Annotated in this window: 19 protein-coding genes; 14 read left to right on the top strand and 5 right to left on the bottom strand. The window is 65.2% G+C overall.

The annotated features are described in order from the left end of the window. Positions 1-231 precede the first annotated feature (231 nt). The 5 genes from HMPREF3173_RS12875 to HMPREF3173_RS12855 all read right to left on the bottom strand — a co-directional run bounded on the left by HMPREF3173_RS12875 (position 232) and on the right by HMPREF3173_RS12855 (position 5680). Positions 232-900 carry a DUF3313 domain-containing protein gene (locus HMPREF3173_RS12875; RefSeq protein ID WP_070573582.1) on the bottom strand — a complete coding sequence of 223 codons (669 nt, stop codon included), beginning with the start codon at positions 898-900 and terminating at the stop codon, positions 232-234. A 65-nt stretch (positions 901-965) separates the two neighbouring features. Then, positions 966-2207, bottom strand: a complete 1242-nt coding sequence (locus HMPREF3173_RS12870) for an OmpP1/FadL family transporter (RefSeq protein ID WP_256544486.1) — start codon at positions 2205-2207, stop codon at positions 966-968. A 616-nt stretch (positions 2208-2823) separates the two neighbouring features. Then, positions 2824-3831, bottom strand: coding sequence for an AraC family transcriptional regulator (locus HMPREF3173_RS12865; protein WP_070573577.1), 1008 nt, complete (start codon positions 3829-3831; stop codon positions 2824-2826). A 191-nt stretch (positions 3832-4022) separates the two neighbouring features. Beyond that, the gene (locus HMPREF3173_RS24370) at positions 4023-4490 is read right to left on the bottom strand and encodes an LEPR-XLL domain-containing protein (RefSeq protein ID WP_168166386.1); all 468 of its coding nucleotides are present in this window, start codon (positions 4488-4490) and stop codon (positions 4023-4025) included. A gap of 53 nt (positions 4491-4543) precedes the next feature. Next, on the bottom strand, positions 4544-5680 hold the full coding sequence (locus tag HMPREF3173_RS12855; RefSeq protein WP_070573574.1) for an AI-2E family transporter: 1137 nt from the start codon (positions 5678-5680) through the stop codon (positions 4544-4546). Positions 5681-6023: 343 nt separating this feature from the next. Between HMPREF3173_RS12855 and HMPREF3173_RS12850 the strand changes: the two genes are divergently transcribed. The 14 genes from HMPREF3173_RS12850 (at position 6024) to HMPREF3173_RS12785 (ending at position 24849) form a co-directional block, all read left to right on the top strand. Beyond that, positions 6024-7661: a mechanosensitive ion channel family protein gene (locus tag HMPREF3173_RS12850; RefSeq protein ID WP_070573572.1), complete on the top strand. Its 1638-nt coding sequence runs from the start codon at positions 6024-6026 to the stop codon at positions 7659-7661. Positions 7662-7746: 85 nt separating this feature from the next. Beyond that, positions 7747-10008, top strand: coding sequence for a tetratricopeptide repeat protein (locus HMPREF3173_RS12845; RefSeq protein WP_139146852.1), 2262 nt, complete (start codon positions 7747-7749; stop codon positions 10006-10008). 219 nt (positions 10009-10227) lie between these two features. Next, positions 10228-11208, top strand: coding sequence for an AAA family ATPase (locus HMPREF3173_RS12840; protein WP_070573570.1), 981 nt, complete (start codon positions 10228-10230; stop codon positions 11206-11208). A 9-nt stretch (positions 11209-11217) separates the two neighbouring features. Next, positions 11218-12165, top strand: a complete 948-nt coding sequence (locus HMPREF3173_RS12835; protein ID WP_070573568.1) for a DUF58 domain-containing protein — start codon at positions 11218-11220, stop codon at positions 12163-12165. After that, positions 12162-12668: a DUF4381 domain-containing protein gene (locus tag HMPREF3173_RS12830; RefSeq protein ID WP_070573566.1), complete on the top strand. Its 507-nt coding sequence runs from the start codon at positions 12162-12164 to the stop codon at positions 12666-12668. The genes HMPREF3173_RS12835 and HMPREF3173_RS12830 overlap by 4 nt, the downstream gene beginning before the upstream one ends. Next, positions 12655-13656 carry a vWA domain-containing protein gene (locus HMPREF3173_RS12825; RefSeq protein WP_070573564.1) on the top strand — a complete coding sequence of 334 codons (1002 nt, stop codon included), beginning with the start codon at positions 12655-12657 and terminating at the stop codon, positions 13654-13656. Before HMPREF3173_RS12830 ends, HMPREF3173_RS12825 begins: the two co-directional genes overlap by 14 nt. A gap of 1 nt (position 13657) precedes the next feature. After that, positions 13658-15256, top strand: a complete 1599-nt coding sequence (locus tag HMPREF3173_RS12820; RefSeq protein WP_070573561.1) for a VWA domain-containing protein — start codon at positions 13658-13660, stop codon at positions 15254-15256. Then, positions 15253-16560 (top strand): BatD family protein, encoded by a 1308-nt coding sequence (locus HMPREF3173_RS12815; RefSeq protein WP_070573559.1) that lies wholly within the window; start codon positions 15253-15255, stop codon positions 16558-16560. Before HMPREF3173_RS12820 ends, HMPREF3173_RS12815 begins: the two co-directional genes overlap by 4 nt. A gap of 39 nt (positions 16561-16599) precedes the next feature. Then, positions 16600-17613: an HAD family hydrolase gene (locus tag HMPREF3173_RS12810; RefSeq protein ID WP_070573557.1), complete on the top strand. Its 1014-nt coding sequence runs from the start codon at positions 16600-16602 to the stop codon at positions 17611-17613. A gap of 99 nt (positions 17614-17712) precedes the next feature. Further along, positions 17713-19290 carry an arylsulfatase gene (locus tag HMPREF3173_RS12805; RefSeq protein WP_070573554.1) on the top strand — a complete coding sequence of 526 codons (1578 nt, stop codon included), beginning with the start codon at positions 17713-17715 and terminating at the stop codon, positions 19288-19290. 162 nt (positions 19291-19452) lie between these two features. Beyond that, positions 19453-21927 (top strand): fused MFS/spermidine synthase, encoded by a 2475-nt coding sequence (locus tag HMPREF3173_RS12800; protein WP_139146850.1) that lies wholly within the window; start codon positions 19453-19455, stop codon positions 21925-21927. A 68-nt stretch (positions 21928-21995) separates the two neighbouring features. Beyond that, positions 21996-22586, top strand: coding sequence for a paraquat-inducible protein A (locus HMPREF3173_RS12795; RefSeq protein WP_371906672.1), 591 nt, complete (start codon positions 21996-21998; stop codon positions 22584-22586). Further along, complete coding sequence (locus tag HMPREF3173_RS12790) at positions 22583-23209, top strand: paraquat-inducible protein A (RefSeq protein ID WP_070573549.1); 627 nt, start codon at positions 22583-22585, stop codon at positions 23207-23209. Before HMPREF3173_RS12795 ends, HMPREF3173_RS12790 begins: the two co-directional genes overlap by 4 nt. Next, the gene (locus HMPREF3173_RS12785; protein WP_070573547.1) at positions 23209-24849 is read left to right on the top strand and encodes a PqiB family protein; all 1641 of its coding nucleotides are present in this window, start codon (positions 23209-23211) and stop codon (positions 24847-24849) included. The genes HMPREF3173_RS12790 and HMPREF3173_RS12785 overlap by 1 nt, the downstream gene beginning before the upstream one ends. Positions 24850-24866: the final 17 nt, after the last annotated feature.

The following is a 24866-nucleotide window of genomic DNA, read 5'->3' as shown; positions in this document are numbered from 1 at the left end:
AGAAGGCCGCCGCGTACTTTGCCAAGGAGTGCTGCTGAAGTACGCCTTCATCAAGAAGCACTCGACGGATTACCCAGTGCGTCGCCTGTGCCAAACCCTCGTACGCTGTCCTCCACGAAGGGCAGCTATGGGTCGATAGCGGTCGGTCGCGTGTGGCCGCTATCGATCCAAAAAACTGATGTTTCGCTTAAGCACCCCTCCTGTGTGGGGGCACGCCATTAGTCTATCCAGCTATTTCTTCAACGTTTGGTAGGACTTGACCATGTCCTGTGCCCAGCCGTCGAGCACGGCTCGGGTATCCTTGGCCTGCATCACCTGCGAGGCGTTCTCCAGCTCCGCTCCGGCGCCCTTACGCACTACTTCAGCCACTAACTGGTTATTGCTCCCATCGATGAAGGCCGCCTCGGTAGCGACGCTGGTGTCCTGGTCGCGAATGCCGGTGGCGGTGCTAATGCCGGCCGCCACCAGGGCGATCGGGATCACCTCGTAAGGGCGCAGCCCTTTGGTGGAGGCGCTCACGGCGGTGATTGCCGGGCGTACCACCAGCACGCCAGGGCCAGGGCTGGTGGCCAGCGGCAGCACTTTGGAGAATTGCGTCTTCAGGGCCTGGTCGTAGTACTGGGTGATGCCCTGCAGGGTGGTCTGTGGGATCTTCTCGGTCGGCTGCGGGCGTGGGTAGAGCTGGCTGGGCTCGATATAGACGCTGGTGTAGTCGTTGGCATTTACGCCAGGTTTGATCCAGCGCATCACTGGGGCGCCGGTGGGGGACTTTTCTTCCTTGAGGATGCTGTAGTCCTTCAGAAATCCTGAATACTGATCGGATTCCACGTACTTGCTCGCACAACCGCTGAGCAATAACGAGGAAAGGCACACGGTAGTAGCGAACGACTTGAGTTTCATGCAGTTTCTCCTTGGGACATTCGGCGATGCGTTGCGACCTTGCAGTTCGGTGCGCGAGAGTCGGGTCAGAAGCGCCAGGTCGCGCCTCCTCCAATGATGTGCAGAGCACTGTTATCGAAGCTGCCGGACAAGGTATTGCCCGAGCGCGCCTTGGTCTGGTCCACGTCCATGTCACCCAGCCACACGAGGGTGTAGGCCAGGTGCAGGTCGAGGCCGTCGTCGACCGCGTAGTTCACACCGGTGGCCAGGCGCCAGCTCTCGCCCATAGGGTTGTCGACGGTGCGGTCCTCGTCGTCCACCGCCGAGCTGTCGTAGCCCAGCCCCATGCTCCAGCGCACACGGGACGTGGCCTGGTATTGGGCGCCGATGGAGGCGTGCCAGGTATCCTTGTACTTGCGGTCGACGGAGCGGCTGACACCGCCGTTGTTGGCGTCGACATCCACGCCGACATCGCCGAAGTCGCTCCAGTCTTGCCAGCCGAGGCTGCCCAGCAGCGTCCATTGCTCGTCCAGCTCGTGGGCCACGCTGAGCGTCACCGTCTGTGGCACGTTCAGGTCCAGCTCCAGTGAGTCGACGTCCAGGCGGCGCAAGCCTGCGTTGATGATTGGGTTGCTGATATCGCTCAGGTGGGGGCTGTCCTCGAACTCCAGCTTGATCTTGCTGGTGTAGGCCAGGCCCAGCTTGGTGCGAGGGGAGAGTTGGTAGAGCACACCCAGGTTGACGCCGGTGCCGACATCGGTGTCTTTGTATTCCAGCTGGCCGTCGGGCCGATCGCGCAGGCCCAGCAGGTTGTTGTCGATGGCCATTTCGGTGCGGTAGTAGCCGTACATGATGCGCGGGCCAATGCCCACGGAGAGGTCATCGGTGAACTTGTACGCCAACGTGGGCTGGAAGGAGACGCCGATGATCGCGGCTTCCTGGGTGAAGTAGCGCCCGGCCCAGTCGTCATCGTAGTCCAGTGCCAGGCCGAAGTTGCCGTACATGCCGAAGCCGATGGCCGCGCGATCGTCGATCTGGTGGCTGATGAACAGGCTGGCGCCGGGCAGGTACTGGAGGGCGTTGCCCCCTTCGTTGCCGTCGAACTGGTTGTTGCGGTCTCGCGAAAAACGCAGGTCGCCCAGGATCACTTGGGCATTGGCGCTGACCTGGGTGCCGTGCAATTGAGTAAGGCCCGCCGGGTTGCTCATCAGCACACTGGGGTCTCTGGCCAGCGCTGCCGAGCCGGCGTTGGCCAGGCCGTTGCCATCCTGGCCGGCCTCGTAGATCAGGATCCCGCCGGCATTTGCGGCGCTGCAGCCCAGCAGCAAGGCGCACCCGGCGGCCTTGGCCCGCCGGTGACTCTTTTGTTGATGCACTGCTTCAACTCGATCACTCGTCATGTGCGTCAGTCCGTACAGAACAATTTTGAAGAGGTCGCGCTCTTAATGGTGTATTACTCGCAAACACAGGCCGTCATTAACCACGTCGAAGCGGTGGTCTTGTTCCGGGCCGGGTCATCGGTGCAACGTGTGTGTGCGCTTTGATCATTGGTGATAACGAGCACGTGGTAGCGGACCTGCACGGCCGCTGCCCCGGACAAGGGGCGCATAGCATCAAGGCGCATTCAGGCATCATCGACGCGTCGTGATCGTGTGCTCTTAACACGTGATCGAAAAGGGAAGCGCGACAGGGGGAGGCATGAGAACGAATTGGCAACGACCTTCATTACAAGCTCCTTTTGAATGGCTGCATTGCCCAACTAGAGAGGCCAGAGCAATTGAGCATAGCGAGCTTTGAACGCTTCCTCGGCGGTGTGGCTGTACTCTTTTGGCGACAAGGAGTCAACGCGCGTACTGGTATGTTTGCCGAGCCTTTTCCAGGGAAGGCCTGCCGGGTGCCCGAGTAAGCTGTCATCAAATGGGTATATCTTCGTGTGTGGCTACATCAACTGCTTTCGCGCTTATCGAATTTCTGGCGATGCTCCAACGGCGTGCACTCATACCAGCGATAATGCGCACGGCAGAATGAAGCCGGTCGCCGGTAACCCAGCTCCTGGGCGATCTGGGCAACCCCCAGGGAGGTGTGGTGCAGCAGCTGCCTGGCCTGTTGGCAGCGCACCTGCTCGACCAACTGTTCGAACTCCACGCCGTTGCTGGCCAGGCGCCGCTGCAGTGTCCTGACGTGGACTCCCAGTAACAGTGCCACCTGCTCCAGGCTGCAACGCTGCTTGGGCAGCAGTATCTGTATTTGCTGTTTCACCTTCTCGAGCAGTTCGGTCTCGGCCCCGTATTGGTTCTCCAGATAGAACCGCACGATATCGTGCAAGGCGGGGTCGTACTGGACGCAGCGGTATTGCAGGTCTTCGGCATCCATGACGAGTGCATCGTGTTCTTGCCCGAACAGTACCGGGCAACCGAAATAGCGTTGATACACGGCCATGTGCGCCAGGGGCAGGTGCCTGAACAGCACGGTCTTGGGTACGAACGAGCCACCTTGGAGCTCATTGATCAACAAGCCGCCTTGCAGTACCGATTTTTCGATGATCTGTGGTGTCTCCCGGCTGTCGGGCAGCGAGTTCTGGAAGTACAGCAGCGCACGGCCGGGTCGACGTTCCAGGCTGTAGTGGATCGACGGGCTGTACACGCGCATGTAGCGGATCACCGCGATCAGGGCATCGCCGACCGTGGGCGCCGAGCGCGCCAGGTGCTGGAGCGGGCCGAGCAGGGTGAGCCCCTGGCGCGTCGCCAGCTCCAGGCCGAAATGCGGTAGGTGCAGGGCACGGGCGCTGCCTTCGAAGATCTGCACCAGACTCTTGTAGGCGAAGCGTTTTTCGTAGTTGCCGACCACGTCCAGGCCGATGCGGTGGGGCGCCAGGTAATCATGCAGGTTGGCGCCGTGGGCGGCGAGCAGCTCGCCGTATTGGAGGAAGGCGGTACCACGGATGCTGTCCATATCGTTCCCTTGCGTTCAGGTGGCACGGGTACAAGCGCAACGCTTTCGAGTATGGCTGCTGCGCCGATGCCGCGTACGGTGAACCGATGACCGTTCACTCGATCATGTGGTGGGCGTATTAAAGGCCAGGCGAGCGCGTATCTCCAGTATCCACCGGATGAATTGCGGCAGGATTCGCAGTCGGTGGCGGGTCAGAAGCCGCTTTCACGCATGAACACCGCCGCCAGGTGCATCAGGCCCTCGGCCAGCAGGCTGCGACGCTGGCCCTCGATCTGCAGGTGGCCCCGGGTTTCACGCAAGGAGGGCGGGGCCGTGTCGAGCTGAACCAGCAAGTGGAACAGCGGCGAGCTGGGAACCCGCGCCTCACCTTCGCCAACGACCTCCAACGGCCCGCCGTGACGGGACGCCAGCGGTTGTTGAGGCAACTGGCTGATACCGTCGTTGTCGAGTACCACCAGGGTTTTCGGCACCGTCGATGTTGGGCCTGCGGCTGTGCATTGGTCCGGGGTGGACGGATGAGCGTCGGCCTGTGCGGCGTCGCCTGTATCCTGGTGATGCTGGTCAGCCGCGGCGCTCGCGGCGGCGCCATCGAACAGGATTCTCGGTTCAAGGGCCAGGGTCTGGCTCTGCGGGCGGAAAACCTTTGCGTTGTGTCCCATATCCATTTGCAATCCATCCTGAGAAAGGGGCGCATCCCGGTGCTTCGCGCGGATCAACGCTCGCTTGGGTGGGTATCGGCCAGCTCGTCGTCGGGCAGGGTGTCGGCCTTTCCAGGTGCGGCCGAGGCCTGGCCGACCCAGGAATTGAACAGCTCATAGCCGATGGCCAAGATAACCGGCCCGATGAACAGGCCGATGAAGCCGTGGCTGATCATCCCGCCGAGGGCGCCGATCAGCACCACGGGCATCGGTACCGACACCCCGCGGCCGAGCATCAAGGGCTTGAGCACGTTGTCCGAGAGCCCGGCGGCAATGGTCCAGATGGCGAACACGATGGTCGCGGCATTGGCGCCTTGCTGGCTGAACACATAGATGACGATGGGCAAGGTGACCAGCAGCACCGGCAGTTGCATGATCCCCAGCAACAGCACCAGCAGGGCCAGCAGCCCGGCGGCGGGGATGCCCATCACCACCAGGCCGATGCCGACCAGCAGCATCTGGATGAAGGCGATGCCCACCACGCCCTGCGCCACCGCACGGATGGTGGCGGCGCATAGGCTGGCCAGTTCGGCGCCCCGTTTGGGGTTGAAGATTCGCTGGGAAATGGCCACGGCCCGGCGTGCGCTCCGTTCGTCATTGGCCAGGAACAGCCCGGCGATGATCAGCGCCAGGATGAACACCAGGACACCACTGCCCACACCGGCCAGCTTGAGCAACACCAGGCGGCTCACGTCCTTGAGGTGCGGTGCGGCTTGCTGGAAGGCCCAGGAAAGGTCTTCGGAGGCATGTAGCCAGATACGGTACAGCGGCTCGCCGATCAGTGGCCAGCTTTGCACGGCCTCCGAGGGCGCGGGGATGGCGAGGTTCCATTCATGGACCGACTGCAGGGCAGCCTGGATCGAGCCGGCCATGGACTCACCGAGAAAGCCCAGCGGCACCATGAGGCAGAGCAGGATCAACAGCACCAGCAGGGTGGCGGCCTTGCCCACGGAAACGCCCAGCCATTGAGCGATGCGCAGGTTGAGTGGGTTCAAGGCCACCGCCAGGATCACGGCCCAGATCATGACACCGAGGAAGGGATAGAAGATCTGGTAGCAGAACAACGCCAGGACGGTGATCAACCCCGCCCGTATCAATACATCCAGCAGCTCTTTGGGGCTAGTCGTAGCGGGGGGCTTGTTGCTTGCCATGGTCCGTTCGCGTCCTTTGCCGTTCCGTTTGACGCAACAGTCTGGATCAGACTTGCACGGGGCATCGGCCCAGTACTCTCCGATCACGACAGCTTTTTCGGCGTAAGCCACCTTGGCGGGCCGGTATTGCGTGGGTGACCTGAATGCCTGCCGAGCATGGGCCGGCCTGCATGGCTTGGTGGCATGGGGACGAGGAACGAACGCGGGGTGCGCCGGGCTTGCGCGGCGTGGTGTCACGCATTGGTTATCGGTCCGACGCAGTCAACCGAAATTTGACTACGCTAAAGTCCATTCGGTCGGTAGAACGTGAAGCGGATCATCCGAGGGGACAAGGAGCGTGGGAATGAGGTGCTGGATCAGCATGAAGTCGCTGCTGTTGCTCGGTGCGTTGTTGTCGCTGTTCATGTTTGCTTCATCCCCTGCGATGTCCGAGGACAGCACCTCGGTGGAGGGCGTGCTGGGGGAGCCGGCCCAACTGAAGATAGCCAACCGACCCATCATGACGTTCCATGCCACCTTGCTGGGCGAAACACCCGCGGCCCGTGCCAAGCGCGCCGCAGCGGTGGTCGACGAGGCCTTGCAAGGGGCGGACGACACGCTCGAAGTGCGCGTCGAGCTGGTCCTCAACAGCTACCTGATACTGCTCGGTGATCGCCGGGCCTTCATCATCGCGCCGCTGGACGTGCTGCCCGGTAGCGTGTCGGTGCGCGAAGCGGCAGAGCAGGCAGCCAGCAACCTGCGCACCGTGGTGACCGAGACCGGCCAGGCACGCAGCCTGCATTTCCTGTTGAAGGCCGCAGGCTATTCGGCATTGGCGACCTTCATCTACCTGCTGCTGCTCAAGGGCACTCGAGCGATCCGGCGCAAGCTGCTCGGCCTGCTGCTGCCCCTGATGGGCAAGCATTCGCAGGTGTTCCGGGTAGGGCAGATGCCCTTGTTCGACCTGCAGAACCTCTATTACCTGGTCGATCGCCTGCTGTGGTTGCTGTACTGGCTGCTGCTGTTGCTGTTCAGCTACCAGTGGATGAGCTTCGTGCTGTCGCAGTTCCCCTATACCCGACCATGGGGAGAGAGCCTGAACGTGTATCTGCTGCGGCTGGTCGACTACCTGCTGTCGGGGATACTCGACGCGATCCCGGGCGTGGCCGTGGCGCTGTCGATCTTCTTCATCGCCCGGGGTGTCAGCGGGTTCTGCAAGCGCGCCCTGGGGCGCATGTCGCGCCCCGGGACCCTGCGTTGGCTGACGGCCGAAACTTTGCAACCCACCACGCGCCTGGTGTCGCTGGCCATCTGGCTGTTCGCCCTGGTCATGGCCTACCCGTACCTGCCGGGTTCGGACAGCGACGCCTTCAAGGGCCTGTCCGTGCTGCTGGGCCTGATGATTTCGCTGGGCGCGACCAGTGTGGTAGGCCAGGGCGTGGCCGGCCTGATCCTCACCTACACCCGTACCCTGCGGGTGGGGGAATTCGTACGGGTAGGCGAGTACGAGGGCACGGTGATGGAAGTGGGGATGTTCACCACCACCATCCGCACCGGCCTGGGCGAGGTGCTGACCATCCCCAACTCGATGATCACCGGGTCCGTCACGAAGAACTACTCGCGCATCGTCGTCGGCCAAGGGTACATCGTCGATACGGTGGTCACCATCGGCTATGACACGCCATGGCGTCAGGTGCACGCCATGCTGGTCGAGGCGGCGCGGCGTACCCACGGCATCCTCGAACAGCCCGCGCCGCAGGTGTTCCAGACCGCGTTGAGCGACTTCTACCCCGAATACCGCCTGGTCGCCCAGGCCGTCCCCAGCGAGCCGCGCCCGCGCGCGGAACTGCTGAGCATGCTGCACGCCAACATCCAGGACGTGTTCAACGAATATGGTGTGCAGATCATGTCGCCTCACTACCTGGCAGACCCACAAGAGGCCAAGTTCGTCCCGCCGGAGCGTTGGCACACGGCCCCGGCAGTGCCGGAGCAGGACGGGTGAAACCCGCCATCGAAGGCGTCCCTGCCGATTCATCACCCTCATCGCGCATGAGTAAGGAAACCGAGTGTATCGTCACCCCCTGTTGATGCTGTTGTGCCTGTTGCTGTTCGCGCCCATGGCCACCTGGGCGCAGCAGGCCGGGACCTCCCCGGGCCAGGCGAAGGACCGGGAGGGCTATGCCGACGCCTCCAGTTGCAAGGGGTGCCACCAGGCGCAGGCCGCGCAATGGAAGGACTCGGACCATGCCTGGGCCATGCGCGTGGCCAGCGCCCAGAGCGTGCTGGGCGCCTTCGATGGCCGTAGCTTCGAGGAGGACGGGGTCAAGGCGCGGTTCCAGCGCAAGGGCGAAGGCTATTACGTGCGTACCGAGGGCCCCGATGGCAAGCCCGCGGACTTCAAGGTGCGCTACACCTTCGGCTACCACCCGTTGCAGCAGTACCTGGTGGAACTAACCGGCGGGCGTCTGCAGGCGCTGACCATCGCCTGGGACACCCGACCCAAGGCACAGGGCGGGCAACGCTGGTTCTCCCTGTACCCCGGGCAGCGCTTCGCTCCCGACGATGCGCTGCACTGGACCGGGCGCTACCAGAACTGGAATGCCATGTGCGCCGACTGCCACTCCACGCGGTTACTCAAGCACTACGATGACAAGCAGGACAGCTATGCCACCACCTGGCAGGAGCAAACCGTGGGTTGCCAGGGCTGCCATGGCCCCTCCCAGGCGCATGTGGACTGGGCCAAGCAGGCCAAAGACGAGGCCAAGGGCGGCGTCACGCCGGCCCAGATGGGGCTGGCGGTGGACTTCAAGGGCCTCGACGGTAAGGGCCTGATCGAGCAATGCGCCTTCTGCCACAGCCGCCGGCAATCCCTGGGCATGGGCCAGCAGCCGGGCAAGCCCCAGCTCGATGCCTCGCTGCCGGCTACCTTGCGCGAGGGCCTGTACCACGCCGACGGGCAGATCGACGGCGAGGTGTACGTGTATGGCTCCTTCACCCAGAGCAAGATGTACGCCGCCGGGGTGAGCTGCACCGACTGTCACGATCCGCATACCACCCGGGTGAAGATCGAGGGCAATGGCCTCTGCCAGCAATGCCACAACGCCCACCCACCCACCAGCCGCTTTCCCAGCCTGCAGGCCAAGGACTACGACAGCCCGGCGCACCATCACCACGCCCAGGGCTCACCGGGTGCGCAATGCGTCAACTGCCATATGCCGAGCAAGACCTACATGGTGGTCGACCCTCGGCGTGACCACAGCCTGCGGATACCACGACCGGACCTGGCGGACAAGACCGCCAGCCCCGATGCCTGCACCGCCTGCCACACCGACAGGCAACCTGCATGGGCCGCCACGGCGATCGAGGGTTGGTTCGGCACACCCCAGCGCCCGCCCCATTACGGAGAAACCTTGCATGCCGTGCGCACCGGCCAGGGCGACCGCCTGAGCTTGTTGACGGCGGTCATCGCCGATATCGGCAAGCCAGCGCTCGTGCGGGCGACGGCAACTCAGCAACTGACAGAGCTGGGCGCACCGGCCATCACCCCGTTGAGCTGGGCGCTCAACTCCAAGGAGGGCGTGGTGCGCGCCTATGCCGCTGCGGGCTTCGCCCGGGTTCCGCCCGAAGCCCGCGTCAAGCAGTTGCTGCCATTGCTCGACGACCCGCTGCTGGCGGTGCGCGACGAAGCCGTGCGCGCTCTGGCCGATGTGCCGGCGCAAGCGCTGCCGGCCGAGCGCCGGGAGGGCTACGCGGCACAGCTGGCCGACTACGAGCGGCGCCTGCGCGACAACGCCGACCTGCCCGGCGGCCGGCTCAACCTGGCCGTGCTGCTGCAGCGTCTGGGCCGCCAGGCCGAGGCCATCGAGCAGTATCACCAGGCGCTGCGCCTGGACGCCCACTTCTCACCCGCCAGGGTCAACCTGGTCACCCTGTACAGTGGCGCGGGGCAACTCGACCAGGCACAGACGGTGCTGCGCGAAGGCCTGGCACTCAAGGACATGCTGGCGGGCGATCACGGCAACCTCGCCTACATGCTGGCGTTGCTGCTGGTCGAGCAGGGCAAGGCGCAGGAGAGCCTACCCTGGCTGGACGTTGCCGCCCGGGAGATGCCGGGCAACGCGCGGGTCTATTACAACCAAGGGCTGCTGCTGGCCCAGCTGAACCGGCGCGACGAGGCGCTGCGGACCTTGCACAAGGGCCTGGAGGCGGCGCCTGAAGACCCGGACCTGCTCTACGCCCTGGTCTACCTGCATGCCACGGCCGGTGAAACCCGCCAGGCCGACGCGTACGCACAGCGCATGCGCAAGGTTGCGCCGCAGGACCCACGCCTGCCACCGGCACAGCCATAGTTGCAGCCGATAAGGATTGACTGGCGAGGGATGTTCTTTACACGACAGCCGCCTGGGTTGGGTATTTTTCGATGGCGAACAAGGACATGTGAACTAGATTTACCAAGCATCTTCATCTGCACGGTGGCTGGGCCGTGTGCCCGGGCGGTTCACCCCGGGCACGTCACCGCAGGGAAGTCGACTCATCACGCAGTTGACGCAAGCCAAGGACAAACGACAGTGACCATTCGTGAAGAGATCACCAGCCTGGAGGCCCAGGTGGGGCTTCAGGTACTGGGCCAGGAGCGGACCATCCGCCATATCATGTTGGGCTTGCTGGCCAACGGGCATGTGCTGCTCGAAAGCCTGCCCGGCCTGGCCAAGACCCGCACGGTCAAGGCCCTGGCAACCCACCTGGACGCACACATGAGCCGCATCCAGTTCACCCCGGACCTGCTGCCGTCGGACATTACCGGTGGCGAGATCCTCCAGCAGACCGATACCGGCAACCAGCTCAAGTTCCAGCCCGGCCCGCTGTTCGGCAACGTGGTCCTCGCCGACGAGATCAACCGCGCACCGGCCAAGGTCCAGGCGGCACTGCTCGAGGCCATGGAGGAGCGACAGATCACCGTGTCGGGGGAAACCCACCTGATGTCCGGGCTGTTCATGGTGCTGGCCACGCAGAACCCTATCGAGCAGGAGGGGACCTACCCGTTGCCCGAGGCGCAGATGGACCGCTTCCTGATGAAGCTGCTGATCGACTACCCCAAGGTCGAGGACGAGACGCAGGTGTTGCGGCTGGTACGTGGAGAGGAACAGCGCCAGCAGGCCGGTGGCCATGGCGAAACCGCAACGCCCGTGGCGCAGGAGACGATCTTCGCGGCGCGCCGCGAAGTCGGGGCGGTGCATGTGTCCGAAGCCATCGACCGCTACCTGATCGACCTGATCAACGCCACCCGCCATCCGGCGGACTACGACGCCGACCTGCAGCGCTGGATCAAGGTCGGAGCCAGCCCCCGTGGCGGCATAAGCCTGGACCGGGTCGCCCGAGCCCATGCCTGGTTGGCGGGCAGCGACTATGTGACGCCAGACGATGTGCGCGCGGTGTTGCACCCGGTGTTGCGCCACCGTCTGCTGTTGTCCTATGACGCCGTGGCCGATGGCATCAGCACCGACCAAGTGTTGGACCGCCTGCTCGACACCGTCGCGGTCCCGGCCTGAGGGGGCGCCATGCACAAGCCCGTGGTCGCCGACGGCGCCGTCTACGCCTCGCTGGAGCAACTGATGCTGCTGGAGCATCGCGTGCGCGGCCTGAGCTTCCTGTCACGCCAACCGCTGTCCAGCGTGCTCTCCGGTAGCCATGCCGCGCGCCTGCGCGGTCGTGGGCTGAGCTTCGACGAACTGCGCCAGTACACCCCGGGGGACGACCTGCGTCACCTGGACTGGCGGGCATCGCTGCGCTACAGCAAACCGTTCGTGCGCAGCTACACCGAGGAACGCGACCGCCCGACGCTGCTGCTGGTGGACCAGCGCATGAGCATGTATTTCGGTTCGCAGCGCAGCTTCAAGTCGGTCACCGCTGCCGAACTTGGGGCGATCGGGGCCTGGATGGCGCTGCATGCCGGTGATCGGGTGGGCGGGCTGGTGTTCGGTGACCAGGCCATCGAGACGATCCGCCCGCTGCGCAGCCGGGCGCGGGTGGAGTCATTGTGCGCGGCGATCGTGCGCCACAACCAGGCACTGCATGCTTCGCAAACCGACGAGGAACAGCCGGGTCAGCTCGACAGGGTGTTGCGCCAGTGCCTGGGCATCGCCGGGCACGATCACTTGATCGTCATCGTCAGCGACTTCGCCGGCGTGTCGCCGCAGACCCTGCAACTGCTGCGTCAGCTGGGCGCGCACAACGATGTCCTGGCCCTGCAGGTGTTCGATCCGATCGCTCTGCAGTTGCCCGACCGCGGGCGGGTGACCGTGACCCAGGGCCAGGTCCAGGTGGAGTTGGAGATCGAGCGGCGCCAGGTGCACCGCCCGCTTGGGGATTTCCTCTCGGGGCGGCTCAAGGACGTCGACACGCTGCTTCGGCGCAGCCAGGTACCGCTGATGATGTTCAGCACTGGGCGCGACAGCCTGGAGCAGCTGCGTGCGGAGCTGGGACGGCTTTCGGCGGTGACGCGATGAGCCAGGTGAGCACGCCGAGCATCGACCAGTTGCGCGAACTGCCGCTGCCGGCGATCGACGTCAGCTATTGGCCGCAGACCTGGGGGTGGCTAGTGCTGCTGGTGGCGGTGTTGGCTCTGGCCGGAGGCCTGGCCACTTGGCGCTACCTGCGCTGGCGGCGCAATCTCTATCGCCGCGAGGCCCTGGCTCGCCTGGAGGTGCTGGTCCAAGCGCTGAACGATCCTGTGCAACGCCTGGCGGCCCTGCGCGAAGTGCCGCAACTGCTCAAGCGCGTGGCGCTCTCGATGCCCGGTCAGGGGCCGGTCGCGACCTTGGGCGGCGATGACTGGCAAGCCTTCCTGCAACGCCATAGCCAAGTACAGCTGCCCGGGCAGCTGGCGCGACGGCTGGCACTGCTGGCCTATGCCCCGGCGGACCAGGTAGTGGCAATGGCCGACAGCGACATTCAGGCATTGATCGCGACCTGCCGGCAATGGATCGAGGTGCACCATGTGGCAACTTGAGTACCCCTGGCTGCTGTTGCTGCTGCCCTTGCCCTGGCTGGCCTGGCGTTACCTGGCCACCTACCGCGAGTCGCGCAGCGCCTTGCGCGTGCCGTTCTTCGCTGCCATGAGCCGTGCCGTGGGCCAGGAGCCGGGCACCGCCCGTGCGGGCGGCGGGCGCTGGCAACTGCTGCTGAACCTGTCGGTGTGGGTGCTGCTGTTGGGGGCCTGCGCACGGCCGGTGCTGGTGGAAAAGCCCATCGAGCGCGAGCGGCCGGTGCGCGACCTGATGTTGGCGATCGACATATCCCAATCCATGGCCACCACCGACTACACCGACCCATCCGGCCAACGCGTGGACCGGCTGCAGGCGGTCAAAGAGGTTGTGCGGGATTTCATCGCCCGGCGCAAGGACGACCGTATCGGCCTGATCGTGTTCGGCACCGGTGCCTACCCACAGGCGCCGCTGACCCTGGACCACGCTAGCCTGGGCATCCTGCTCGATGAGGTCGGTATCGGCATGGCCGGCCCCAATACTGCCCTGGGTGACGCGATCGGGCTGACCATCAAGCTGCTGGACAAGGCCAAGGAGCAGGAGAAGGTGCTGATCCTGCTGACCGACGGCAACGACACCGGCAGCGCCATCACACCGGACCACGCCGCCCGCATGGCCCGGGATCGCGGCATCGTGGTGCACACCATCGGCATTGGTGACCCCGAAGCCAGCGGCGAGGCGAAGGTCGACCTGCAGGCACTACAGGACATCGCCCATGCCACTGGCGGCCGGTTCTTCCGTGCCGGTGACCGGGACGCGCTGCAGCAGGTCTATGCCACGCTCGACCACATCACGCCGCACCGGGTGAAGACCTTCAGCCACCAACCCAGGCGCGACCTGTTCTGGTGGCCGCTGGGTGCTGCGCTGCTGGCCCTGTTGCTGGGCCATGGCGTGGCTGCCCTGGCCACTGCGCGCCGGGCGAGCCCTGCACACCTGACCAGGACCGAGCGTTGATATGGACATCGATCTGAGTGCCTTTCATTTCCTGCGGCCACTCTGGTTGCTGCTGATCGTCCCGGGCCTGCTGCTGCCCTGGTTGTGGGCACGCCGCCACAACCTGCTGCGGCGCCTGGACGGCATCATCGCCCCGCACCTGGTCGAGCATCTGCTGATCACGCCCGGGGAGCAGCAGCGTTTTCGCCCGGTGCACCTGCTGGGAGCGATGCTGGCCCTGGGTGCGGTCGCCATGGCCGGGCCGACCTGGGAGCAGGACAAACCGGCCTTCCTGGACAATCGGGCAGCGATGATCCTGGCCCTGGATCTTTCGCCCTCGATGGACGCCGACGATGTCCCGCCTTCACGCTTGGCTGCCGCGCGCAACAAGCTGCATGACCTGATCCAGCGGCGCGCCGGCAGCCGCACGGCGCTCATCGCATATGCCGGCAGCGCCCACCTGGTGCTGCCACCGACCGACGATCCAGCCTTGCTCGACAGCTTCCTCCAGGCCTTGTCCACCACGCTGATCGACAAATCCGGCAAGGATGCCCTCGGCGCGGTGGTTCTGGCCAAGCGCCTGCTGGTGGCCGAGAACGCCCCCGGCACGCTGGTGCTGGTCACCGATGGTGCCGACGCCAGCCAGTTCGACGCGATCGGCAAGCAGGTGCGCGGCAGTGGTTTGCAGGTGCTGGTGCTTGCCGTCGGTACCCCTCAGGCCGGGGTGGTGCATGACGCCCAGGGCCGCCCCAGCACCGACGCCAGTGGCCGGACCCAGCGCGCCACCTTCGATGCCGAGGGTTTGAAGCAGCTCGCCGAGGCCGCGGACGCTCCCCTGGGCAGCCTGACCCTGGACGATGACGACCTCGACTGGATCGAGCTGCATGCCCAGCAGCATTTCCAGGCCGCCCAGGACGACGGGCAGCCACTGCATTGGAAAGACGCAGGCTACTGGCTGTGCTGGCCGCTGCTGGCGTTGGCGTTGCTGGGTATGCGCCGTGGCTGGCGCGTGCACTGGCTGGGAGCCTGGCTGGTCGCGTTGGGCGTTGCCTCAGGCCCGCAGCCGGCCCACGCCGGCGCGCTGGCCGACGCCTTCTTCACGCCCGACCAACAGGGGCGCTGGGCATACGAGCAGCAGCACTACCCCGAGGCGGCCGAGCACTTTGCCAACCCTTACTGGAAGGGCGTGGCGGCCTACCACGCGGCCGACTATGACACGGCCCTGGACAGCTTGGCGCAGCTGGACACGGCCATTGCGTACTTCTACCAAGGCAATGCCTACGTGCGCTTGTCGAAGTTCGACCAGGCGATCGCGGCCTATCAGCAGGCTTTGCAGCGCCAGGCGCAGTTCCCCGAGGCCAGCGCCAACCTGGCCCTGGCCCAGGCGCTGCTAAAGGATCGCGAAGCCCAGCAGGAGGCGGGGCCGCCAGACGAGAAGGCCGACAAGGTGATGCTCGACAACGCCTCCGGGAAAGGCAAGGACGTCCAGCGCACTGCGGCCGGGCAGAGCTCAGACCAGGCGTGGCTGGACAACCTCAATACCTCGCCGGCCCAGTTCCTCAAGCACAAGTTCCTGCTCCAGGACGCCGCTCGCCCAACCGCCACGGAGGCCATGCCATGAAACACCTGTTGTGGATACTGCTGGTGCCACTGTTGGTGCAGGCCGCCGAACCCGAGGTGCGCGTGCGCAGCCAACTGCTGCCGGCCGACACGGTGCTGGTCGGCGGCACGGTGAGCTTGCAGGTCGACCTGCTGGTCGATACCTGGTTCGATGCCGCGCCGCAGCTGCCGGCCTTGAAACTGGACGGTGCCGTCGTGGCCGCGCCCAGCAGTGAAGCCACGCACCTGAACGAGCGGATCGATGGCAAGGCGTTCTTCGGTTTGCGCCTGAGCTACCAGATCACGCCGCAGCAGGCCAAACCCTTCGATATCCCGGCGTTGGCCATCCAGGTCACACCAGGGCAGAGCAGTGGGCCGGTGATGGTGAAGAGCCCGCCACAACACTTCGTCGCCCGGCAGCCCGCCGGGGCCGGGCAGGGGCGGCATCTGGTCGCCCGCGCGCTGCAGTTCACGCAGCAACTGGAACATTCCCACCAGCCGCTGCGCGTGGGCGACAGTGTCACCCGGCGGCTGCAGGTACGGGCCGAAGGTGCCCAGGCGATGTTGATTCCTGCGCCGGCCTTCAGCGAGATCGACGGGCTGCGGCGCTATGTGCAGCCTCCGGTGGTCGCGCCGCTGAGCGATGGCCGTGGCGGTATCAGCGGCGGCCAGCGCGAGGATGCCGTCACCTACGTGGTGACCGAGGCCGGGCACTACCGCCTGCCGGCTATCGAACTGCAGTGGTGGGATGCCGACAGCGGCGAAGCCCACTCGGCGAGCGTGCCTGCGTTGGAGCTGGAGGCTTCGGGCGCCGCGGTATACCAGGCACCGTTTTCCATAAGCGACGACTTGCGTGCGCTGGGCCGGACAGCTCGGGTTCATATCGCCAGCCATTGGTTGCTGGCCGCCTGTGCGTTGGTGCTGCTGGGCGGCCTAGTCTATTTCGGGCGGGGTTGGTATCTGACGTTGCGGGACGCTTGGGGACGCTGGCGGCAACGGCGCAAGGCGGCCTGGTTGGCCAGCGCTGAGCATGCCTGGCGGCAGATACCCGGCCAGTTGCGCCAGGAACCGCCACAACTGAGCGCCCTGTACCTGTGGATCAGGCGCACGACAGGGTGTCGCGAAATGAGTACAGGTCTTCCTTCGTTACCCGCTGCTGTTTCCAAATGTTTGCTAGCTTTCTTGGGAGCCCGTTACGGCGCTTCGCTTCGGCAGGCCGCCACAGCAGCCCAGGTGGTAGACACGTTGCCGGCGCTGCGACGTACGGTTACCGAACAAAACCGGCCATCATCCGGCCGACATGGCCTGCAGAAGCTCAACCCCTGAATTCGGCGTCATGGCAGCTGCATCGATCAAGGAAGTTACATGCACTTGAATTTCGCTTTGCGCCCGGCGCGCTGGTTGTTCACCCTCTGCCTGCTGCTGCCCTTGGCGGCCCACGCGGCCGAGCCTCTGCCCTCGTGGAACGACGGCGCCTCGCGCGAGGCGATCGTGGCGTTCGTCGAGGCGGTGACCGATGAGCAGGGCAAGGACTACGTCCCGAGCGCCGAGCGTATCGCCGTATTCGACAATGATGGCACGCTGTGGAGCGAGCAGCCCCTGTACTTCCAGGTGCTGTTCGCCCTGGCCGAGGTCAAGCGCCTGGCCCCGCAGCACCCGGAGTGGAAGACCCAGCAGCCGTTCAAGGCGGTGCTCGAAGACGATCGCAAGACCCTGGCCGAAAGCGGTATGCGTGGCCTGATGCAGATCGTCACCGCCACCCACACCGGCATTAGCAACGACACCTTCGAGCAGAACGCACGTCGCTGGCTGGCCAGCAGCGTGCACCCGCGCAGCCAAAAGCCCTTTACCGAGATGGTCTTCCAACCGATGTTGGAACTGTTGGCCTACCTGCGCGCCAACGGTTTCAAGACCTACATCGTCTCCGGCGGTGAAGTGGCGTTCATGCGCACCTTCGCCGAGGAAGTCTACGGCATCCCGCCGGAGCAGGTGATCGGCACCACCTTCGCCACCCGCTTCCAGGACCAGGACGGGCAGCTCTCCATACAGCGCCTGGCCAAGCTCACCCACAACGACGATGGCGCCGGCAAGCCGGAAAGTATCGACGCCTATATCGGCCGTCGGCCGATCCTCGCCTTCGGCAACTCCGACGGCGACCTGCAAATGCTGCAGTGGACCATGGCCGGCCCCGGCCGCCGGTTCGCAGGCCTGGTGCACCACACCGATGCCAAGCGCGAATGGGCTTATGACCGTCAGAGCCATGTCGGCCGGCTGGACAAGGCACTGGACGAAGCCAGGAACAAAGACTGGGTGATCGTGGACATGGCCAGGGAGTGGAACCGAGTCTATCCCTTCGATCAGGACGTCAACCAGCACTGATAACCACAGCGACATCGAGAGAGCGCCAGTGTGCAGTCGGGCCTCTCGACTGACGTGCAGTCGTGGATCACGACAAGTCACTGGAACGGAGAAGCACCAATGAAACGCAGAGGAAGGTGGTTATCGCAGTTCGCACTCGCGGCGACGGCGATAGTGGGGTGTTCGATGGCGGTGGCCGCGGACAAGCCGAACATTCTGGTGATATTCGGCGATGACATCGGCCAGACCAACATCAGTGCGTATTCGCATGGGGTGGTCGGCTACAAGACGCCGAACATCGATCGTATCGCCAAGGAAGGCATGATGTTCACCGACTATTATGCCGAGAACAGCTGCACGGCTGGGCGCTCGACCTTCATCACCGGCCAGACGGCCTTGCGCACCGGCTTGTCCAAGGTCGGCATGCCCGGGGTCAAGGTCGGCCTGCAGGATCGCGACGTGACCATCGCCCAGGCGCTCAAGGCCCTGGGCTATGCCACCGGCCAGTTCGGCAAGAACCACCTGGGCGACCGTGACGAGTACCTGCCGACCAACCATGGCTTCGACGAGTTCTTCGGCAACCTCTATCACCTCAACGCCGAAGAGGAGCCTGAGCGCCCCTACTGGCCGAAAGACCCCAACGATCCCTTCGTCAAGTCCACCACGCCTCGTGGGGTGATACACTCCACCGCCGACGGCAAGATCGAGGATACCGGTGCGCTGAACAGCAAGCGCATGGAAACCATCGACGATGACACCACCCAGGCCGCGATCAACTTCATCGACAAGCAGGCCAAGGCCGACAAACCGTTCTTCGTATGGATGAACACCACACGCATGCACGCCTTCACCCACGTGCGTGAGTCGATGCAGGGCCAGAGTGGCATGCCGGGCAACGAATATGCCGATGGCATGCTCGAGCACGATGGCGATGTGGGCAAGCTGCTCAAGAAACTCGATGACCTCAAGCTCACCGACAACACCATCGTGGTCTATACCACCGACAACGGCCCGAACCAGTGGTCGTGGCCGGATGCGGCCACCACGCCATTCCGCAACGAGAAGAACTCCAACTGGGAAGGCGCCTACCGGGTGCCGGCCATGGTGCGCTGGCCAGGCAAGATCAAGCCGGGCGAAGTGACCACCGAGATGTTCTCCGGCCTGGACTGGTTCCCGACCTTGCTGGCCGCAGCGGGTGATACCACCATCAAGGATCGTCTGCTCAAAGGCACCGACGTCGGTGGCAAGAACTTCAAGGTGCACCTGGATGGCTTCAACCAGCTCGACTTCCTGACCGGCAAGGCCGACAAGAGCGCGCGTACCGAGTTCTACTATTTCAACGACGACGGCGAACTGGTGTCGATGCGCTTCGGCGACTGGAAGATCGTGTTCTGCGAGCAGCGTGCCCCGGGTGGCTTCGCTGTCTGGAGCGAGCCGTTCACCTGCTTGCGCGCACCGAAACTGTTCAACCTGCGCATGGACCCTTATGAGCGGGCCGACGTGGTCTCGGACCAGTACTACGACTGGCTGACCAAGAACGACTACCTGCTGTTCCAGGGGACTCAAAAGGCGGCCGCCTTCCTGCAGACGTTCGTCGACTACCCACCCAGCCAGCGTCCGGCGAGCTTCAGCATCGACCAGATCCGTGCCGACGTGGACAAGCAGATCGAGGCCAAGATGAACAAAGGCGCCAAGTAAGCGCCGACCTGGACCGGGCGCAGGCCATGCCTGCGTTCGCCTTCTGGCCTGCGGCGGTGTACCGACGCAGGCCTCTTCGCACGATAAGGCGTCCCAATGTCTTCAGCCGCCAGTCAATCCCGTTCACGCCCTCGTGGCGCGGCAGTTCAGGAAACCTCGACCATGGCGCGACCCCAGCTGGCGATAGCCGCCTTGCTGATGTTCCTTTCCGGCGCCGCGGCCCTGGTCTACCAAGTGCTGTGGGTCAAACAACTTTCCCTGGTGGTGGGGGTGGAGGTGTACGCCGTCACGACCGCCATCAGTGCCTTTTTCGCGGGCCTTGCGCTGGGAGGCCTGGCGTTCGGCCGCTGGGCCGACCGCCTGCGTCGCCCCGTATTGCTCTATGCCGGGCTGGAAGTGCTGGTGGCGGTCCTCGGGGTAGCCGTCACCTTGGCGCTCGGCGCCGCGGCAGGCCCCTTTGCCCGGCTGGAGGACAGCCTCGGGCCGCTGGCCTGGGGGCTGCCGTTGCTGTTGGTGGGCCTGCCGGCTTTCTTCATGGGCGGCACCTTGCCTGTGCTGGTACGTGCCCTGGCCCCGGTGCAGGGGCAGGTGGGGCGTGCCGGCGGTGGGTTGTATGCGGCCAACACCGCTGGTGCCATCGCTGGCACCCTGGCTGCCGCATTCATGCTGTTGCCATCGCTTGGCGTGCTGGCCAGTGCCTGCGCCGCCGCGCTGCTCAATGTGCTAGCCGCCGGGGCGGCATTGCTGCTGGCCCGCACTACCGCCGAACCGTTGCAAGGCACTGCCGTCGGCCCGGTCTCGCGCAGCCCGTCGGCCCGGCTGGCCATCGCCCTGTATTGTCTGGCCGGTGGCGTGGCGCTGGGCTATGAGGTGGTCTGGACGCAATCGATCGTACAGTTCATGAGCACTCGGGCGTTCGCCTTCGCCGTGGTGCTGGCCACCTACCTCAGCGGCCTGGTGCTGGGCAGTGCGCTCCATGCCCGGCATGCCGACCGTATCCGTGACCCTTGGGGGGCGTTCGGCCTGCTGATCGCCTCGGCCGGGCTGCTGGCGATCCTCCAGGTGGCCGGGCTGGGCCAATGGTTGGTTGGCGCGCAGAGCCAGGCCGAGCGCTGGGTGCTGGCCCTGGGCGGCAGTGAACTGGCCGGGATGTCGGCGCGTTTCGCGGTTGCCGGGCTGAGCGTGGTGTTCCTGCCGACCACCCTGCTGGGCGCGGCGTTCCCCCTGGCCCTGCGCCTGGCGGTGGACAGCGCCCATGTGGGGCGTGACGTCGGCGCGGTGGTCGCGCTCAATACCCTGGGCGGGATCCTGGGCGTGATGCTCACAGGGTTCGTGCTGGTCCCCGAACTGGGGCTGGTGCGCAGCCTGGCCGTGCTCGCCGTGCTTGCGGCGGCCATCGGCGCCCTGGCTGCCTGGCGCGGTGTCCAGGTGAGCCGGCGCCTGCGCGTGGGTGTCGCGCTCGCCGGTGGCGCCACCCTGGCCTGCGGGCTGCTGGTCTCGCCCGAGCACCTGGCGCAGTTGATGCCGGCGACTCGCAGTGGGCAGTTGAGCTTCTACGAGGAAGGCCGGGGCGGCACCGTGGCCGTGGTGGAGCAGGGGGCAGGGCAAAAGCGGTTCAGCCGCCTGTACATCCAGGGGGTATCCAATACCGGCGATGCCATGCCGTCGCTGCGCTACATGCGCCTGCAGGCGCTGCTGCCGCTGCTGGTGCACCGGGGCGAGCCACGCTCGGCGCTGGTGATCGGCTTCGGCACCGGCATCACTGCCGGTGCCATGCTCCGATATCATGGCCTGCAGCACCCGGTGGTGGCCGAGCTGCTGCCGGAAGTGCTGCGGGCCGCGCCGCATTTTCGTGGTACCTTCGACGCTATCGCCGATCCGCGCCTGGACATCCGCCTGCGCGACGGTCGTCGCGAGCTGCTGCGCAGCGCCACCCGCTACGACATGATCACCCTCGAGCCACCGCCTCCCTCGGCCGCCGGCGTGGTCAATCTCTACTCCCGCGACTTCTATGCCCTGGCCGCCAGCCGCCTGGGCGAGCACGGCCTGGTGGCCCAGTGGCTGCCGTTGCCGACACAGAACGACGAGGACAGCCGCTCGCTGGTGCGCAGCTTCATCGATGTATTCCCCCACGCCGCGTTGTGGACCACCGAGTTCCACGAAATGCTGATGATCGGTTCGTTGCAGCCGCTGGAGCTGGATGCCGTGCGGATCCAGGAACGCTTTGCGCAGCCGGAGGTGGCCGCGGCACTGGCCGAGGTGGGTGTCGACTCCCCTGCGGCCCTGCTGGCGACCTGGATCACCGATCGCCAGGGCCTGGAGCGCTATGCCGGCGATGCGCGCCCGGTGACGGACGACCAGCCGCGCATCGAATACGCACCGTGGGTGCGCAGCCGCGAGATCACCCGGGTGTTGCCGGTGCTGCTGGCACTGCGCCGCGAGCCGCCTTTGCTGAACGCCAGCCCGGCCTTCCTGGGTGAGGTCGATGACCAGTGGCGCAGCCTGCGCCGGTTCTATGGCGTGAGCCTGCTGGCCTACCGCGGAGACCGCCAGGGCTGGGCCCGGGAGGTGAGGGCGGTGATGCGGGAGGATGGCGATAATCCGTACTACCGCTGGTTCCTGCCCAGCCAGCCATAACGCCGCATGCCATACGGGCAATCCTTGGCTAGCCTTGCAAGCGAGCACCACGAGCGATGGAGAGGATGGTGAAGCAGGACGTGATCATCTGTGAGTACTGCGACGCGGTGTACCAGCGCAATGCACTGGGCAAGCACCAACGGGCAGTGTGCCTGCGCTGCGCTGGCGTGCTCGACCGGCACACCGCCCTGAGCGTGCAGCAACGCCTGGCCCTGGGGGTGACTGGCGCGATCCTGCTGGCCTTCGCCAACCTCTACCCGGTGATGACCATCAGCATGCAAGGCCTGAGCAACAGCGCCACGCTGTGGGACTCGGTGCTGATCCTCAGCCATGGCACCATCACCTTCATCGCCCTGGTGGTGGCGCTGGCGGTGATCCTCGCCCCGACGCTGCAAGTCGGTTTGTTGATCTGGGTGCTCGTCTTTGCCGTGGCGGGCAGGCGTGCGCCGGCATTCGCCTTGTGCATGCGCGGCCTGGAGGCATTGCGACCTTGGAGCATGCTGGAAGTGTGCCTGTTGGGGGCCCTGGTGGCGGTGATCAAGCTGGCTGGCCTGCTGGACGTGATCCCGGGCATCGGCCTGCTGGCGATGGCGGCGCTCAGCGTGTTGCTGATCGCTATCGCCGGCCGCGACATCCGTGACCTGTGGAAGCTGGTATGAGCCTGCCGCCGCGGGCATCCGAGCTGGGCCTGTGCCTGTGCCATGGCTGCGGTCATGCCTGCGACCTCGGCCTGCGCCTGCACCATTGCGAGCGCTGCGGCGCGCCGTTGCATGCGCGCAAGACCCAGGCCGTCGCCCGGGCCTGGGCCTACCTGCTGACAGCCCTGGTGTTCTACGTGCCGGCCAACCTGTTGCCGGTGATGCATACCGAGATGCTGGGGCAGGGCAGCGACAGCACCATCGGCGGTGGCGTGCTGGAGTTCTGGGAAAGCGGGGCTTGGGACATTGCCCTGATCATCTTCATCGCCAGCATCGGCGTACCGGCGATCAAGTTCATCGCCATGCTGATGCTGCTGGTTACTGTGCAGCGCCACAGCGCCTGGGCGTGTCGGCAGCGTACCAAGCTGTATCGTTTCGTGGAGCTGATCGGCTACTGGTCGATGCTCGATGTGCTGGTGGTGGCGTTGGTCGCCGCACTGGTGCAGATGCGCGAACTGGGCACCATCGAGCCGCGTGCCGGCATCCTGTTCTTCGGCTTGGTGGTGGTATTCACCATGCTTTCGGCCATGAGTTTCGACCCGCGACTGATCTGGGACAATGCTTCACACACGGAGGACTCCTGATGGAGCAAGGCAGCGTACGACAGCCCACGGCGGGGCCGGCAGATATCCATACCCGGCGCTGGAATGTCTCGTTGGTATGGATCGTGCCGATCATCGCGCTGTTGATCGGCGCGTCCCTGGTCGTGCGCAGCTGGATGCAGGAGGGGCCGGTGATCACCCTGTCCTTCAAGACAGGCGAAGGCCTGGTGGCACACAAGACGCCGGTCAAGTACCGCAGCGTGGTGATCGGCGAAGTGACCTCGGTCGAGCTGGCCGAGGACAAGAAGAGCGTGGTCGCCAAGGTGCAGTTGTCCAAGGAGGCCGAGTCGTTCGCCACCGAGGGCGCGCAGTTCTGGGTGGTCAGGCCGCGCATCGGTGCCGGCGGCGTCACGGGGGTCGATACCTTGTTGTCGGGCAACTTCATCGGCGCCGACGCTGGCCAGTCGACCAAGCCGGCCAAGGTGTTCACTGGGCTCGAGTCGCCGCCGCCGATCACCTACGGCGAGAAGGGCAAGCGCTTCACCCTCCATGCCAAGGACCTGGGGTCGCTCGATATCGGCTCGTCGATCTATTACCGCAAGATCCCGGTGGGGCAGGTGATCTCCTACGCCTTGCAGCCGGACGGCAAAGGGGTGGACATCGGCATCTTCATCCAGGCCCCCAACGATGCCTTCGTCACCCGCAATACGCGATTCTGGAATGCCAGCGGTATCGATGTGGACCTGGGCGCCAATGGCCTCAAGGTCAACACCGAGTCCTTGTCGTCGATTCTGGTCGGTGGCCTGGTGTTCGGTGAGCCAGAGTCGGCCGGCCAGGCCGAGCCGGCCCAGGATAAGCAGGCGTTCGAGCTGTATGCCGACCGCGATACCGCGCTGGCCCCGCCGACCGGCAAGCAGCAGTTTCTACGTTTGCGTTTCGACCAGTCCATGCGTGGCCTGGCGGTGGGCGCCCCGGTGGAGTTCATGGGCGTGGAGTTCGGCAGGGTCACGGCGGTGGAGCTGGACTACGACGAGCAGAAGCAGAGCTTCCCGGTGATGGTCGATGCAGTGGTCTACCCGAAGCGGCTGGGGGCGGTCTACCAGAAAATGTTCAAAGGGCTCAAGCGTCCACCGGGCGACGAGGAGGCGGGCAATCACCTGATCGGCAGCTTCGTCGAGCATGGCCTGCGGGCACAGGCGCGTACGGGCAACCTGCTGACCGGGCAGCTGTATGTATCCCTGGACTTCTATGCCGACGCGCCCAAGGTCACGTTCGATGCCTCGCAACGCCCGCTGCGGATCCCCACCGTGCCCGGCAGCCTGGACAAGCTGCAGGAGCAGTTGCAGCGGGTGATCGCACGCCTGGGCGAGCTGCCGATTGAGAGCATCGCCGGCAACCTAGATGCCAGCCTGCGGGAGCTGCAGGCCAGCCTCAAGCAGTTCAACAGCCAGACCCTGCCAGGCATCAGCCGTACCCTGGAAGAGGTGCGCAGCACGCTCAAGAGTGCGGACTCGGCATTCGCGCAAGGGTCGCCGCAACGCGAAAAGATGAGCGACACCCTCAACGAACTGGAACGCATGTCACGTTCGCTGCGCGACTTGTCCGACTACCTCGGCCGGCATCCCGAGTCGCTGATCCGCGGACGCCCCAAAGCCATCGACGCCACCCGACTGCGGAACTGAACCAAGGAGTGACCTGA

This window comes from Pseudomonas sp. HMSC08G10 (assembly GCF_001808425.1).
GTDB classification, from domain to species: Bacteria; Pseudomonadota; Gammaproteobacteria; order Pseudomonadales; family Pseudomonadaceae; genus Aquipseudomonas; species Aquipseudomonas guariconensis.
Note: the sequence above shows the minus strand (reverse complement) of the source record. Positions and strands in the feature narration are given on the sequence as shown.